Origin of the sequence: Mucilaginibacter sp., from assembly GCF_039207105.1 — a bacterium.
Lineage (GTDB): Bacteria > Bacteroidota > Bacteroidia > Sphingobacteriales > Sphingobacteriaceae > Mucilaginibacter.
The window spans coordinates 17,300-33,607 of record NZ_JBCECK010000001.1 but is presented as its reverse complement, the minus strand read 5'-3'; the positions used below and the strand labels follow the sequence as shown (position 1 = coordinate 33,607).

Here is a 16,308-nt window from a genome sequence, read left to right as displayed (position 1 = left end):
GCAAAACCATCAACTGTCTGCTCGGCAATCATTACATCCTTAGCCCGGCCTGTTCTTACCAGATCAAACCAACGGTGATTTTCGAAAGCCAGTTCAACACGGCGCTCTTTTTCTATAGCCAATAATAAAGCATTGTCATCGGCAAAATCAGTTACGGAATAATCCTTTAATAAACCAGCCGAAGATGTAATAGCCGGATCGCCTTTAGTATTTTTTGCCCGTTGCCTTATTTTATTAACGTACGATATGGCTTTGTTTTTATCTCCTCCAGTACGTACTAATGCTTCCGCATCTAAAAGGTATACGTCGGCAAGCCTCAACTCAATCCAGTTATTGCCGTTGTCACTACCTGCGGTAGACACATCATAATATTTACGTACGTATCTCTCGTTTTGCACAGCGCCATTTTTTGCGCTTATCCAGCTATCACGCATGGATACGTATTTCCGTGGGTCGCCCACTTCATAAGCACGTGACATATCACCTGTGGGAGAATTAACTCCACCTTTGTCCCCTACCAGCACCACTTCCTTGTCTGAAAAGCGCGGAGCAAAATCATTATTCCACGGACTTCCCGCCACCGCGTTCGGGCTGCCTTTTTGGTATTGAATTTCAAATAACGATTCGCTACTGTTCTTTTTACCTACATCAAACAGGTCCGCGTAGCTTGGTACTAATGACGCACCGGAAGTATTGATAACCTCTTCTGCCTTTTGACTGGCAAGATTATAATACTCCGCACCTTTATTAAGCGGATAGCCTGCCATTGTCATATATACCTTGCTTAACAAGCCTTTGGCTCCCCATTTGGTTACACGCCCAATGTTGTTTCCGGCATATGAAGCAGGCAAATTCTCTTCGGCATATTTTAAATCGGCCACAATCAGATCATAGGTACTTTGCAGGGATGTTCTGTTTTGTTTATAAGCTTCAGCTGGTGTTATTTCCTTATCAACGTTGATAACCCCTAATAACTCATTATTAAGGCCATAACCACCAAAAATCCGGTTCAACCAAAAATACATTAAAGCCCGAACAAACCTCGCTTCCGCAGTGTACTGATTCTTCAATTTTTCGTCTTTGAATGTAACATTACCGATACGCCCGGTAACAATATTGCAGCGTAAAATAGTGTTATAGCAAGAATTCCAGGCATTGGTAGGATAGCTATTTTCCGGTAAAAGTGGTGAGGCAAATACATCAATACCATTATCATCGGCTGGATTTCCGGCAAGCCACGAATAAGTAGTATTGTCTGAACGTATTTCGCCGAGTCGGATAAATGGATTATTGTAAACACCGTGCAGGCCGGCATATGCCGAAAGTACGGCCTGATTCATATCACTTTCTGTTTTATAAAAAGTAACAGAATTGAGGTTTGATGGTGGACTTAAATCAATAAAGTCTTTTTTACACGAAACGAGCAGCATTAAGCTTAATATGGCTGTTGTTAATTTTTTCATCTTCTTAAATCATTAATTAGAAAGTGAGATTTAAACCTAAAATCAAACTGCGGGCGGCAGGATATCCTAAATAATCACCACCACGGGTAAGCCCATCACCCTCGCTGCTTGTTTCCGGATCGTAACCGGGATATTTAGTCCAGGTGAATAAATTTTGTCCCGTTAAATACACCCGTAATCCATTTACACCTAATGATTTTAATGCACTCTTTGTAAAATCATAAGCAAGCGTAACATTGCGCAGGCGTAAATAAGATGCATCCGTTACCCAATTAGAAGATGGATCGCGCTGCCAGCCGGTTGGGTTCCTGGTAGCCCTAAAGTGCATACCATCACCCGGATCATCCACAGATCGCCAGCGGCCAAGCTGCTCGATCAAAGCATTTCTATCGCCATGATAAATACCAACCATACGTTTGAAGAAGCTAAACGCGTGCGCACCAGAAGAAAATGCTAACTGAGTAGACAGGCTGAAGTTTTTATAAGAAAAATTGTTACCAAAACCACCGGTAAATTTAGGCTGGTTATTACCTATAATAGCTTTATCTGTTTGGTCAAGTTTACCATCGCCGTTTACATCAAGGTACCGGCCATCACCAACCTTATCGCCCGGTAAGTGCGGGTATTTATCCAGTTCTGCCTGGCTTGTAAATACACCCTGGTATACATAGCCGTAAAAACTTGCTATGGGTTGGCCCGGCAATGTAATAAAGGAGTTGTTTGCATTTGGAGCACTTGCATAAATAGGCTGGCCACCCGGGCCTACTTCCAATACCTTGTTTTTATTAAACGCAATATTAAAATTGCTCGACCATTTAAACGCGCCGTTTAAATTTCGGGTAGTTAATAAAAACTCATAACCTTTATTCAACACTTTTCCAATATTTTGAAATTGGCTTGCATAGCCGGTTATGGTAGGCACAGGTACCTGAAGCAACAGATCAATCGATTTACTATGATAATAATCGGCTTCCAATCGAATTCGATCATTAAACAATCCCAAATCAAAGCCAAAATTGCTTTGCAGAACTTTTTCCCATCCCAGATTAACATTGGGCAGTGTATAAGGATTTACGGTGCTTTGTAAAACACCACCCGTTGAATAAAAGCTCGTATTGAGTAAACCAATTGCAGAATAGTTACCAATGCGGTTATTACCCGCAACACCATAACTGGCCCGTAACTTTAAATCATTAACAGTACCGGTAATGCCAGACATGAAGCTTTCCTGAGTAACACGCCATGCACCCGATACAGAAGGAAACACGCCCCATCGTTTATTGTCACCAAAACGAGATGATCCATCACTACGAACTGTAGCTGTTAAAAGGTATTTGTTGTCATAAGTATAATTAGCCCGGCCGAAATACGAGATCATAGAATAATCTGATTTCGTATTATTGATCTGGTACATGTTACCCGCATTTAAAGTATGTATATTATCGTTCGGAAAACCGCGTGCTTCTACATACATAGAATCAATATCATGCTTTTGTGCAGAGAAGCCTGCCAATAAAACCAGATCATGTTTTTTTGCAATTGTTTTATTATAAGATAAGGTTTGTTCTATCACCCAATCATAATTGGTATAACGCGAATTATAAGCCCTTGCCGGTCTTGGTGCCCTTGATGCGTCTAAATCCACATTTGAAGGCTCATAATCTTCCAGGTTATTATCCTGGATACTGCCATTGATATTAATGCGATACTTCAAGCCCTCTATCAGATCGAGCTCTCCATACATAGTTCCTAACCAACCATATTTTTTACGGTGAGTGTACACTTGCTCGGCTACACCAATAGGATTAGCTACATCACCTGCAAAAACTTCGGGATTACGCACCATTGAACCGTAAGTACCATCGGGGTTGTGCAAATCAAATATAGGCGGCAGTTGTAATGCAAATTGAAGCGGTGAATATTTACCATTTACCTGCTCGTCGCCGCCAGAGCTATAGGCAGACAAATTCAACCCTATTTTTAACCGTTTAGTTATCTGCGATTCAACATTGTTCCTGAAATTGAACCGTTTATAACCGGTATTGATGATGATACCATCCTGATTCAAAAAGCTTCCTGAAAAAGCATATTTTGTTTTCTCGGTACCTCCGGTTATCGACACTTCATACTGCTCAATTTTGGCAAGGCGAAACAATATATCCTGCCAATTATTATCCGGCATTTGGGCTACAGACTTAGGATCTAAAAAATTATACTTATAGCCATTAGTACCGTCAGGTATAACATATAATGAACTGGCACTTGGATACAGGTTACGGCGACTATTAGGATCATTAATACTATGTGGTGCACTATTCGGATCACCACTTATCACTGGTTGATCTAACCAAGCCTGATTACGGCCGTCTATAAACCACTGTACGTACTGATCCCTATTCAAAACCGGGATAGTTTTTGTTCTGTCCTGATATCCCCGATAAGCGTTAACACTTATTGAAGCAGAACCGGCTTTTCCTTTTTTGGTAGTAATGATCACAACACCGTTAGCTCCCCGTGAACCATATATAGCGGTAGATGAGGCATCTTTCAACACCTGCAAGCTTTCAATATCTGAGGGATTAATGAGTTGAAAAGCACCGTCTTCCATCGGATATCCATCAACTACATACAAAGGTGAACTGGATTGAGTTATAGATCCTGTTCCCCTCACTCTCACAGCAAGTCCTTCACCACCGGGAGCTCCGTTAACCTGCTGAACCTGTACGCCAGCCAACTGACCGGCCATCGCCTCGCCAAAGTTAATTACCGGACGTTCCTTTAAATTTTCAGAAGACATGGTAGCAATAGCGCCAGTAAGGTCGGCCTTTTTACGGCTTCCGTAACCAACCACAACTACCTCACTTAAATCATTCGTTTTTTCGGTTAGCTTAACATTAATGTTGGTACGGCCGCTTACTTTTATCTCTTCGCCGTTAAAACCCATAAAAGAAAACACCAACGTTGCTCCCGGGCCGGCCACTTTTATAGAGTAGTCGCCCGATATACTGGTGATCACAGCGTTATTAGCTCCTTTTTCCGTTACTGTGACACCCGGCAACGGCTGCCCTTTATTATCAGTAACCTTTCCGGTTATTGTGATGCTTGCAGATTCAACAACTTGTGCTTTACTATGTGGCTTCTCTTTAATAATTACTGTGTTATCATTATTGAAAAGTATATCAACATGCTGATTATCAAAACACCGGTTCAGAAAATCTTTCAGAGATGTTTTTGTAACGCTGATGGTAATAGGTTTTACCTTTTTTATCAAATCAGCATCACAAATAAAGTTATAACCCGTTTGTTTGGTTAGTTGATTGAATACTTCCTGAATCGGAGCATCCTTTACATTCAGGTTAATTTCCTGCGCGTGGCTTGTTGCAGCATTTACCTGTAAAAGAATGGCCAGCAAAAATACAATAGTAAGGTTCATAATAAGCAGGAATTTTCGTGCATAGCAGGTCATGTCCCCGCACTTAAGTGCAGTAAATATTTTATACATTTGATTTAGGATTAATGGTATTAATTGACGTTCTCAATTGGTTAAATTATCCATAATTAGCGCCCATCTGCTAATCATACCGGGGGTGGTTGCAACACTCCCGGTTTTTGGATATATAGTATCGGTTTATTTCCTTATTACTGTAACCCTCCTTCCTTCTATTTTAAATTGAACTTTTTCTGTTAATTCAATCCCTTTAAGCAGGTTTGATAAACCTTTGCTCCGGGAATAGTTTCCATAAAAGTTTACCTTTTCCATATCACCATCAAAAATCACATCAATATCATACCACCTGGAAAGTCGCTTCATGATACTTTTTATGTTTTCGTTATTGAATACAAACAGGTTATTTTTCCATGCCATTACCTCGTATATATCAGCATCTTTAATTATCAATGACCTATCCTGATCATTAATAGCCATTTGCCCCGGTTTTAAAATTGCTTGCTTATTATCGTAATGTAGTTTTACTGATCCTTCCAATAAGGTTGTTTTAATATCTTTATCATCATCATAACCCTGGATATTGAAATGTGTACCTAATACTTCTATTTGCTGTTTATCATTTACATTCACATAAAATGGTTTTTTAGGGTCTTTTGCTACCTCAAAATAGGCTTCACCAGTTAATTGTACTTCCCTTTTATTACCTGTAAATGCCGAAGGATAAGTAATGCTCGAAGCAGCATCAAGCCAAACGGATGATCCATCAGGTAACACAACTTGATATTGTCCACCTTTAGGAGTTGTTATAGTGTTATTACCTATTTCGCCAATAGTAGCAGAGGCCTGAGCACTATTGTAAACAATTTTGCCGTCAGCACTCTTTGTAATAGCCATATTACCCTGAACTGCAAGTTTACCTTTCCCGGCATCGTCCAATATTATTTTTTTTCCATTGGCCAGGGTAAGGGTAGCTTTATTACTGCGCGGCGTATCATTTTGGGGTAACTGGTTTTTAGCCATTTCCTTCGGTACTGCACTTTTTTCATGAAGCAATAAATAACCACCAATGGTCATAAAAAGTAAAATAGTGGCTGCAATGGCAATCCAACGAAGTCTGAATGTTGGTTTTAGATACACTATCCTATTTTCACCTTCATTATGTGAATCTTCAGTGGTTTCTATGGAAGCAATTTTTTGATGAATATTGGCCAGCGACTTCATCATAGCCTGGTTAATGAGTTCCCGATCATTATCATAAAACTCACGCTCGCCGCCACGATAAAGTTCAAACCATACCTCCACCTCCAGCTTTTCAGCGGGTGTACATTGATCTTCAAGATATTTTTTTATTAAGTTGAGGTGGTAATCGGTTACCATAACTTAGGTTTTATAACTACATATTGCATGGAATAAAAGTTACCGCCATATCAGCATTAATTTTTTTAATGATTTACATGAAAAATATTTATTTTGCGTAACATCTATCTAACCAGATAAACCAATATTCTTGATTAAACCAGATACATACAGTGACCGTGAACTGCTTATTGCTCTGCATTGTGGAGATAAAAAAGCGTTTGAAGCTTTGTATTTTCGATATTTCGCCCCACTTTCCAGTTATGCTTTCAAAAAGTTGCAGGATGAATATGTGGTAACCGAATTGGTTCAGGACGTGTTTGTAGATATCTGGAAAAAACGCGAAACGTTAGATACGGATGGAGAAGTGGCCGGTTTACTATATGCAATGATGCGTAATAAAGCATTACATGAGTTACGTGCCAGGATAATTCAATCAAAGCATATCGAAGAGTTTACCCAACTTCATAAAAACGATACAGCCGATGTGCTAACCGACGGATTGTATGCCCGCCAGATGGAGGAAAAAATGCTGCAAGCCGTAAACCGGCTTTCTCCACAATGTAAAAACGCATTTACTTTAAGCCGATATGAACACCTTTCCTATAAGGAAATTGCAGAAAAAATGTCTATATCAGTAAATACTGTAGAAAAACATATAGGCAAAGCCTTACAGCATTTGCGGCAGGAATTTCAGGAATACCATCTTCCTGTGATAATTTTACTGGGCTTAATGGAATTGGCTATACAAAAATAAAACTATGGTTTAACCCGTTTGCAACATCTCACCCCCCAATGATTAAAGCTGCAAAGTAATATCGGAGCAGATTATGATAGTTGGATATTGTAAAGTAAAAGCCCTTCCCCCTCAGTTGATATAATCGTTCCGCTGTTAAGAAAGCCACACCTTTCTAACAGACGCCTCGATCGTACATTATCATCAGTTGTGATTGCATACAGCTTATCAAATGTATAATTAGATTTTATATAAGATAAAGATGCTATACAGGCCTCATAAGCCAGTCCCCTTCCCTCGTAACCAGGTAAAAAAGCAAAACCCAAATCAGGTTGATCAAGATAATCTCGTTTAAAAAGCCCACACATTCCTATAACGTCCTCTGTAAATTTTAATTCTACTATCCAAGGCCCAAACCCATATTTCTCGTAAAGACTGAGCGGCCCCTTTTGTATGTAGTTTAAAGCATCAACTAAAGTATGAATGTTTCTGTCTCCAATAAATTTTTTCCAGGCAGGAGTGTTCAGCAATTCAAAAACAAACGCTTTATCGCTTGCCAAAAAACGACGCATCCTAAGATTATCGGATTCAAATAATACGTTACTCATGATAACTAAGCTACAATTTAGTTGGAATTTTTGATTATGAATTTCGTTAAGAAGCTGTTTTTTAATACTTTTGCCGCCCTTCAAATTTTTACTGTTTACCTCCTATGGTTATGAAGAAGTATTTATATGGAATTGATTTTGGAACAACTAACTCGGCCCTTGCTATTTACAACGAAGAAACGAAAGAAATACACCACACTATTATTCTTCCTTCGCTCATTTACTTTTACCAAGAGCCTGGTACAGGAGGCTCCCCAAATTATGTTGTAGGTGAAGAGGCTATAACAGCCTACCTTGCCGATGATATGAAAGGACGTTTTATCAAATCTGTTAAGCAAATACTTTCCAGAAGCAGTTTCACGGAAACCCGTATTCAAAATAAACGGTACAATGCATCTGATCTGGTGGCTATTATTTTAAAAGAGTTGAAAGCTCGTGCAGATCAATTAATTGGGTACGATTGCAAAAAAGCCGTTATTGGCAGACCTGTTTTTTTTGATGACGATGATACTCAAAAAGATACATTAGCGCAAACCAGGCTACGAAAAGCGACAGAAATAGCTGGTTTTGTAGATATCCGTTTTCAGTTTGAACCTATTGGAGCTGCATTTGCCTATGAAAAAAGCCTTGTAAAAAAAGAAAATGTATTGGTGGCCGATCTGGGTGGAGGTACTACAGACTTTACCTACCTGGTTCTTGATCCTGAAAAAGCAGGCAGCAAGAACAGGAAGAACGACATGATAGCTAACGGAGGTATTTATATAGGCGGGGATAGTTTTGATTCTGCTTTTATGTGGGAGAAAGGCACACCCTATTTCGGTAAGAACACCCAATATGAGGCTACTCCTGGAAAAGTATTAACTGTGCCAAAATCACTCTTTGCAAACATTTGTTCATGGGAGCAAATGAATTTCTTTAACAGTTTGCGCATCCGAAAAGACATAGAGGATTATTATTACTTTTCAGGAAGAGATCCTCAATTTAAAAATTTGATTACGCTTATTGAAAATAACTTGGGCTATTCGGTATTTCAATCTATCGAAAAAACTAAAATTACACTTACAAATACTGATTCAGCAAGATTTAGTTATCACCAAATGGGTATCAAAATTGATGAGGAAGTAGCTTTACAGAATTACGAAAAGATTATTGCTAAAGATGTAGATCGAATTGCCAACTATCTCGACAAATTTATTGTGCAAAACAATATCGATATTCAAGATATCGATACCCTTTTTTTAACCGGTGGAACCTCTATGGTTAACAGTGTTCAAAAATTATTTAAAAGCAGATTGCCTCATGTTAGTCTTAATTCCGGAGACAATTTCAAAAGTGTGGTGAAGGGTTTAGCTTATAGTGGTTACTTGTTCGAAGACTAATTACCACAATATAATTAAGTAAAAAGGCATCAGAATCGATGCCTTTTTACTGGTTAATATAATCGTTATTAATTCTTATTAAAACCTATCCAACTCCATAATTTTGTTCCAGGCTTTTACAAAATCCTGTACAAATTTATCTTGTGCATCATTGCTTCCGTATACTTCAGCAATAGCTCTTAATTCAGCATTAGACCCCAGTACCAGATCTGCCCGGGTGGCTGTCCATTTTACTTCACCCGTAGTACGATCACTGCCTTCATAAAGCTCTTTATCATCAGATGCGGCTTTCCATGAAGTGCGCATATCAAGCAGGTTCACAAAAAAATCATTGGAAAGTATACCCGGCCTGTCTGTGAAAACACCATGTTTTGAACCATCAAAGTTGGTGCTTAATGCACGCATGCCACCTAATAATACGGTTAATTCAGGTGCGGTAAGTGTAAGCAAATGAGCCTTATCTACCAGTAATGCTTCTGTTGATGCGGGGATTTCCGATTTGCGGTAATTACGGAAGCCATCGGCAATAGGCTCCAGGTAACCAAACGATTCTACATCAGTTTGTTCCTGAGAGGCATCTGCACGGCCAGCGGTAAAAGGAACAGCAGCGATATGTCCGGCATCCTTAGCCGCTTTTTCAACCGCGGCGTTACCGGCCAGCACGATCAGGTCTGCCAGTGAAACTCTTTTACCGTCGCTTTGAGCCGAATCAAATTCATTTTTTATTCCTTCAAGTACGCTCAGCACCTTTTGCAATTGTGCCGGATTGTTTACTTTCCAATCTTTCTGCGGAGCAAGGCGAATACGTGCACCATTGGCACCACCACGTTTATCAGACCCGCGGAAACTGGAAGCTGAAGCCCATGCTGTAGAAACTAATTCAGATACACTTAATCCGGATGCCAATACTTTTGCTTTTAGGCCTTCAATATCAGTTTCAGTTACTAGTGCATGATCAACCGCCGGAATAGGATCTTGCCAAAGCAATTCTTCCTGTGGTATCTCAGAACCCAGATAGCGCTCACGAGGGCCCATATCGCGGTGTGTTAATTTAAACCAGGCACGCGCAAATGCATCTGCAAAAGCATCAGGATTTTCTAAAAAGTGTCTGGATACCTTTTCATAAGCCGGATCAAACCTTAAAGCGATATCAGTAGTAAGCATAGCCGGGCGATGTTTTTTTGCACTATCAAATGCATCCGGAATAATTTCTTCTGCATCTTTAGCCACCCATTGGTGCGCACCTGCAGGGCTTTTGGTTAATTCCCATTCATAGGCAAACAGGTTTTCAAAAAAATTATTGCTCCATTGCGTTGGCGTTTTAGTCCAGATTACCTCAAGTCCACTGGTAATAGTATCGGCACCTTTACCTGAACCATAGCTGTTACCCCAACCCAAACCTTGCATTTCTATAACAGCAGCTTCAGGCTCTTTGCCTACGTTGTCTGCAGATGCAGCGCCATGGGTTTTACCAAAACTGTGGCCACCGGCTATTAAGGCTACGGTTTCTTCATCATTCATAGCCATGCGGCCAAAAGTATCACGAATATCTTTGGCTGACGCTACCGGGTCAGGATTACCATCAGGTCCTTCCGGATTTACATAGATCAATCCCATCTGAACGGCGGCAAGCGGTTTTTGCAGGTTACGGGAGTGAATATGCCCATCGGCATCATCATCAGACACCAATACACCATGACCTTCAACTACCCCATGCGAACCGTCAGCATAACGTATGTCACCACCCAACCAAGTGGTTTCCGAACCCCAATATACAGACTCATCAGCTTCCCATGCATCTTCACGGCCACCAGCAAAGCCAAAGGTTTTAAAACCCATTGATTCCAGCGCTACGTTACCTGTAAGTATGATGAGATCGGCCCATGAAATTTTACGACCATATTTTTGTTTGATGGGCCAAAGCAGTCGGCGGGCTTTATCCAAACTCACATTATCCGGCCAGCTGTTAAGCGGGGCAAAACGCTGCAAACCGGCTCCTGCACCTCCGCGTCCATCGCCTACACGATAAGTACCCGCACTATGCCATGCCATACGGATGAACAAACCGCCGTAGTGGCCAAAATCTGCCGGCCACCAATCCTGCGAATCGGTCATAAGTGCTTGCAGATCCTGTTTCACAGCTGCAAGGTCAAGACTATTGAAAGCTTCGGCATAGTTAAAATCCTCAGCCATTGGGTTTGATAGCGCTGAGTGCTGGCGCAGGATATTTAGTTTTAGCTGCTTAGGCCACCAATCGTGATTCCGGGTACCGTCGCCGCCAACATTATGTTTCATGCTGCCATTATGAAACGGGCATTTACTGATGTCATTTGATTCTCTTTCCATGTTATTTTATAGGTTTATATATTGAATGCTTAATGAACAATAACTGATTGCGCTTTGATATAATAAAGTTATAAATTAATCATTTTCAGTTGCATGATACAGCAACAAATTTTAACCCGGATAGTTGGTAATTTGTTATCATATGGCACTAACCCGCACAGTCAATATCATAAATATTGAACACCGAGATTAACTTAATATATAAACAAGATAATTTTATTGTTACAAGCAAGGCAGACGATCCCGAGCAGGATCAAATATTTAAATTAACCTCATCACAATCAGCTATATAATGAAAAGTATACTAACGAACGATTTTTTTTAACTAATACTTATTGACTTTCAGATGAAGAATCATCAGCCGGGTGTTTACGCCAATAATTTGCTAAAACGGATCCGGAGATGTTCATCCAGGGGCTAAAAACCGCAGCAGCCAGTCCAACTGTGGCCAGCTTACCCATAGTACCGGCCAGTCCAGATGCCATTCCCCCATTTTGCAAGCCAACCTCAAAAGCCACCGTACGGGATGAGCTTTTATCCAGTCCGAATATCCTGCTTAACCAATATCCAAAAAAATAACCCGCGCCGTTATGAAATACGGAAGCTAAAAAAAGCAGCAAACCTACATGTAATAAATTTTCTCGCCCGGCAGATGTAGTAACCGCAGTAAAATAAACAATGCCGAACATGGATAGATAAGGCACATAGCTATCTATCTTAGGATTTATGCGATATAACTGGTGATAGCCTGTACCAACTACAAAGGCACCTATCAAAAACCCAAATACTTCAGCAGATTGCATCCCGGCTTCAGAAAAATAACTTTCCATCATATGGTACAAACCCGATGGTAACATGAACAGATAAAGTACACAAACTATAGCTATGGCATATATAATGCGCTGTTGTTTTGGCAATGCTCGCTTCAGATAATCGTGCAATAACGCCGCGCCAATAGGCACCAGAACTATCTTAATGATCTCCATCATCATGGATATAAACTTGATCTGGATAAGGGTACCAGCCAATAGCTTCATTAACAGTGGGGTTAAAAAAGGTGCTGCCATAGTAGCCATAGCGGTCACTGTAACCGAAAGTACCAGATTGGCCCTGGCCAAATAAACCATAACATTTGACGCCAATCCGCTTGAGCAAGAACCGATAAGTATTATACCGGCTGCAATTTCAGGATCAAAGTGAAATAACCGGGTAAGTAGAAAACCAGTCAGCGGCATAATAGTGAAATGACATGTTAATCCAATAAGTACACCTTTTCCCGTACTGCCCAAACCACTAAAATCTTTCAGGCTCATTTGTATGCCCATACCAAACATCACCATTTGCACAACCCCCAGTATAAGCCATTTATTACGCAGATCAAAACTACCCCATTTTAAAAACGCTGCCGGATATATAATCGCCGATACAACCGCGGTGATAACCCATGCAGTATATTGATAGTTTTTTAAAGCCTGTATCCCTCCTATCCCTATCGAACCGAATATGCAAAAGCCTATAGCCGAGGCTTGCCAAATAGTTATTCCCGCAGTTAGCATCCCATAAATAAAAAGCAGAGCCATTAACAGACTTAACAGCAGGCATATTTTTCTGATAGCTTTCATTTAGTTATCAGCGAGGCCAGGTATTTAATAGCATTAGGCGGACTTGCCACTATGGGTACTTTTCTATCAGCTTCATCCAAACTATTAACCACCCGTGCCATTGATGCCTGGGCCAGTAATATAACATCAACCTCTGTAGTCAGTTCACGCAATGCTTTGGTTACAATGGCATCATGTTCGGCGGCATTACCGTTCATGAGCGCGTCAAATGCACCCTCGCACAGCTTTGACACCAATTCTATTTCTTTTCCGGCCAGTGCTGCTCTTCGTTTTACCAAATCTGCGGTTGGGCCAAGTGTAGTTTGTAAAGTAGCGATAACGCCTATACGTTTCCCTATCTTCACTGCTTCATCGGCCATAGGCTGGTCAACACGTAAAACAGGTACATTACTGATTTGAGCAGCTGCCTCAACTGCCGCACCTATTGACGAACAGGTAACCAGGATGTAATCAGCTCCGGAATCTTCAGCAGATGATACATAATCAGCCACACGTTTACTAATAGATGGAGTAAGCTCACCACGCGAAATGATATTTTTCACTAAGCTATCATCTACTATATTAAAAGTATTTACACCGGGCAGATACTCCGCGCATAATTGCTGAAACACGGGAATCAATGTTGCTGATGTGTGTATAAGACCTAACGTTTTTTGTTTCATGATTGATAATGTTTTCCTTTCAATACGGTTAAAAAATAATTATCGTCGCCCACTTGCCCGCCTTTAATATTTACTTCCAGATTATGCACAGCTTTTCCAGGCGCATGAGCTTTGCATAATGGAGCTCCGGACCACAAAGGAGCAACCATTTCAACAGCTTCAATTTCCAAAGCCCGTGCGGCAAAACTTGAAGTATCGCCACCGGCAATTACCATTCGGGTTACTGGCGCCTTTTCAAGAATACCATTGGCTATCCGACCCAGCGTGTTACCATAAAGCTGGGCTGTATGGGTAAGGATCCCTTGTTGATTTAATCCCTTTTGAGCAAGTACATGCTGCGTTTCACTAATTCTCGCGTCATCCGAACCGAGACTGGTATGGATAATTACACTTTGTCCGCTTTTTATATAAGCTGTAGCCTCATTGATATAAGGGACTATCAGATCATCAATATTATTACATGATGCCAGTGCGGCAGTATCAATGGCGATATTTAAAAAGCCATGATCAAAAGCGGTTTTTATTTGCCTGGAAGTTACAGGCGAACAACTCCCGGAAATTACCAGGATAGCATCCACGGCTTCTACCTTTGGCCATTTAGTTATAGTTGGGATCTTTTGCTGGCTTTTCCAATAATTACCCAGAGCCATCTCTACACCCGATGATCCTACCGAAAACAAAGGTTGCGCCTCGCTGGCATAACTATCCATTAGCTGGCCTGCCAAAGTTAAATGGGCTTCATTCATACCATCAATCAGAATCACCTCATTGCCTTCCTCAATCAGGTATTGCAGTTCCGAAGAGGCTTGTTCAAAAGAATGGTTTAGTTTTAAAACATCAAGTAGTCCGGCTTTTTTGTTGGTTTGATTTGATAAATGGATTCGCAGATCACTTTCATCGGCAGGAGTAACCGGATGGCGACTCATGGATGGATGACGATCAAGCCGATATACTTGTCCCTGGCTGCCAATTCCCAATTTCGCGAATAAATTACCAAAAAGGCAATACCGGCCAAGTGCAGGAGCAGCTACTAATAGCGGGACAAAAAGTGCATTAAATACCTTTACACCGGTATCAATAGCACGTCCTATGCTTCCAATAGCCGGCGATGAATCAAAAGTTGAGCATACCTTATAATGTACATGTTGAGCTTCTAATGATTTTAGAATCGTAAAAGCCGGTAATAATATAGCTTCCATATCATCAGGAGGCATTGAACGGGTAAAGCCTGCTACTCCTATAGCCTGAAGGTTGTCATAACTATCTAACTGTTCTGCCGTAGGCGGTTCTAAAAACAATATGGTTTTAATACCGTAACGATTCAAAAACTCAAGTGCATCGGTTGATCCGGTAAAATCATCACCATAGTAGGCCAGTAAAAGCTGATGTTTATGCGTCATGCTTGGGAACCAAATTTTTTCACAGAATTGGCAAACTCCGGATAACGTAGTACAACTTCATCTTGCATGAGACCATCAACTGCTCCCTCCCAGGCTTGTTTCAAAGCCCTAACCCCACCATCTGGCCCATCCGGATGAGCCATGATACCGCCACCGGCCATATATAATAAATCGGTAGTATGCGTGCGACGATAGGTTTCAAAAGCCTGTCCGCCCCACTGCCCAGATGACACTACCGGTAATATTGTGGTGCCATTGGCTAATGGTTTCAGACATGCTTCTATAGACCGCACCACAGAATCGTCCGATTCCCAGAATTTATTCTGAATGCCATTTACATGAATTTGGTCTACACCAGCCAGTCGCCAAAGTTTTTGGTAAGCCGGGAACTCAATGCCAAGCAGAGGATGACGGTTCAGCATACCCCATCCGTTACGATGGCCATGTATAGCCAATTGTCCTTGGTCTGCTATTTTTTTTACACCTGCCAAACCTACACTGTTTAAGCTGATCATAGCGCAGGTACCGCCGGCATTAATGATATATTCGTATCGCCGCAGCATGGAGTCAACTTCATCGCTGATATTAAAAGCATACATTACCTTTTTGCCTGTTTTCTCAGCATGGTTATTAATAACCTTCATCACCGCATCAACACGATCTTTAAACGATGAGTTGGCTGACTCCGAAAGTAATTCATCGTCCTTTATAAAATCAATGCCTGCTTCGGCAAGTACCTGAACAAGCTGCGCTGTTTGCATGGGTGTCATCCCAATGCTGGGTTTAATAATGGTACCGATCAGCGGCCGCCCGTATACTTGTGTCAATTGCCTGCAACCTGCTATACCAAACCTCGGCCCTTTGAAATAGTTACTATAAGCCTCAGGCAGTTCAATATCCATTAGTTTTAAACCGGTAAACTGGCTAAGTTCATATAAATTACCTTGCAGGGTTGAAATAAGCGTAGGCAGGTTATAACCAAAATTCTCAATAGACCAGGAAACTTCAATATTTGCCCTGTGATATAGATTATGTTTAGATGATGCACCTGGTATTGCAGGGCTATTTACCGTTTCGAGATGGGTAATTGATTCAACCCGTGCCGCAAACCGGGCTTTTAATTCTTCAGTTTCGCCAGGAACAGCTATAAAAGTACCGCTGGATTGTTCACCGGCTAAAACCTGTGCCGCTTTTTCTACATCAAACGGTGTTTCAATAAAATATCTACCGGTAATTCTCTCCATAATATCATCTGTGTGCTACCGATCATTTAAGCTAAGGCTATAAG

The 16,308-nt window shown here is 41.0% G+C and carries 11 protein-coding genes; 2 read left to right on the top strand and 9 right to left on the bottom strand.

Features of this window, described 5'->3' with window-relative positions; all coding sequences use genetic code 11:
- The 3 genes from AAGC65_RS00125 to AAGC65_RS00115 form a co-directional block, all read right to left on the bottom strand.
- A partial coding sequence (locus tag AAGC65_RS00125) for a RagB/SusD family nutrient uptake outer membrane protein (protein WP_343110363.1) occupies positions 1-1,463 on the bottom strand: 1,463 nt, incomplete at its 3' end.
- A 16-nt stretch (positions 1,464-1,479) separates the two neighbouring features.
- On the bottom strand, positions 1,480-4,965 hold the full coding sequence (locus AAGC65_RS00120) for a TonB-dependent receptor (protein WP_343110362.1): 3,486 nt from the start codon (positions 4,963-4,965) through the stop codon (positions 1,480-1,482).
- Between the two features lie 126 nt (positions 4,966-5,091).
- On the bottom strand, positions 5,092-6,288 hold the full coding sequence (locus AAGC65_RS00115; protein WP_343110361.1) for a FecR family protein: 1,197 nt from the start codon (positions 6,286-6,288) through the stop codon (positions 5,092-5,094).
- A gap of 130 nt (positions 6,289-6,418) precedes the next feature.
- On the opposite strand from AAGC65_RS00115, the gene AAGC65_RS00110 reads away from it, so the two are divergent.
- Positions 6,419-7,024: an RNA polymerase sigma-70 factor gene (locus AAGC65_RS00110; protein ID WP_343110360.1), complete on the top strand. Its 606-nt coding sequence runs from the start codon at positions 6,419-6,421 to the stop codon at positions 7,022-7,024.
- A gap of 71 nt (positions 7,025-7,095) precedes the next feature.
- On the opposite strand, the gene AAGC65_RS00105 is transcribed toward AAGC65_RS00110, so the two are convergent.
- Positions 7,096-7,611, bottom strand: a complete 516-nt coding sequence (locus tag AAGC65_RS00105; RefSeq protein WP_343110359.1) for a GNAT family N-acetyltransferase — start codon at positions 7,609-7,611, stop codon at positions 7,096-7,098.
- Between the two features lie 110 nt (positions 7,612-7,721).
- On the opposite strand from AAGC65_RS00105, the gene AAGC65_RS00100 reads away from it, so the two are divergent.
- The gene (locus AAGC65_RS00100; protein WP_343110358.1) at positions 7,722-8,990 is read left to right on the top strand and encodes an Hsp70 family protein; all 1,269 of its coding nucleotides are present in this window, start codon (positions 7,722-7,724) and stop codon (positions 8,988-8,990) included.
- A 78-nt stretch (positions 8,991-9,068) separates the two neighbouring features.
- On the opposite strand, the gene katG is transcribed toward AAGC65_RS00100, so the two are convergent.
- The 5 genes from katG to AAGC65_RS00075 form a co-directional block, all read right to left on the bottom strand.
- Positions 9,069-11,336, bottom strand: coding sequence for a catalase/peroxidase HPI (gene katG / locus AAGC65_RS00095; RefSeq protein WP_343110357.1), 2,268 nt, complete (start codon positions 11,334-11,336; stop codon positions 9,069-9,071).
- Between the two features lie 332 nt (positions 11,337-11,668).
- Positions 11,669-12,958, bottom strand: coding sequence for a bile acid:sodium symporter family protein (locus AAGC65_RS00090; RefSeq protein ID WP_343110356.1), 1,290 nt, complete (start codon positions 12,956-12,958; stop codon positions 11,669-11,671).
- On the bottom strand, positions 12,955-13,620 hold the full coding sequence (locus AAGC65_RS00085; protein WP_343110355.1) for an aspartate/glutamate racemase family protein: 666 nt from the start codon (positions 13,618-13,620) through the stop codon (positions 12,955-12,957). Before AAGC65_RS00085 ends, AAGC65_RS00090 begins: the two co-directional genes overlap by 4 nt.
- On the bottom strand, positions 13,617-15,020 hold the full coding sequence (locus tag AAGC65_RS00080; protein WP_343110354.1) for a four-carbon acid sugar kinase family protein: 1,404 nt from the start codon (positions 15,018-15,020) through the stop codon (positions 13,617-13,619). The genes AAGC65_RS00085 and AAGC65_RS00080 overlap by 4 nt, the downstream gene beginning before the upstream one ends.
- Positions 15,017-16,264 carry a ribulose-bisphosphate carboxylase large subunit family protein gene (locus AAGC65_RS00075; RefSeq protein ID WP_343110353.1) on the bottom strand — a complete coding sequence of 416 codons (1,248 nt, stop codon included), beginning with the start codon at positions 16,262-16,264 and terminating at the stop codon, positions 15,017-15,019. Before AAGC65_RS00075 ends, AAGC65_RS00080 begins: the two co-directional genes overlap by 4 nt.
- Between the last annotated feature and the right edge of the window lie 44 nt (positions 16,265-16,308).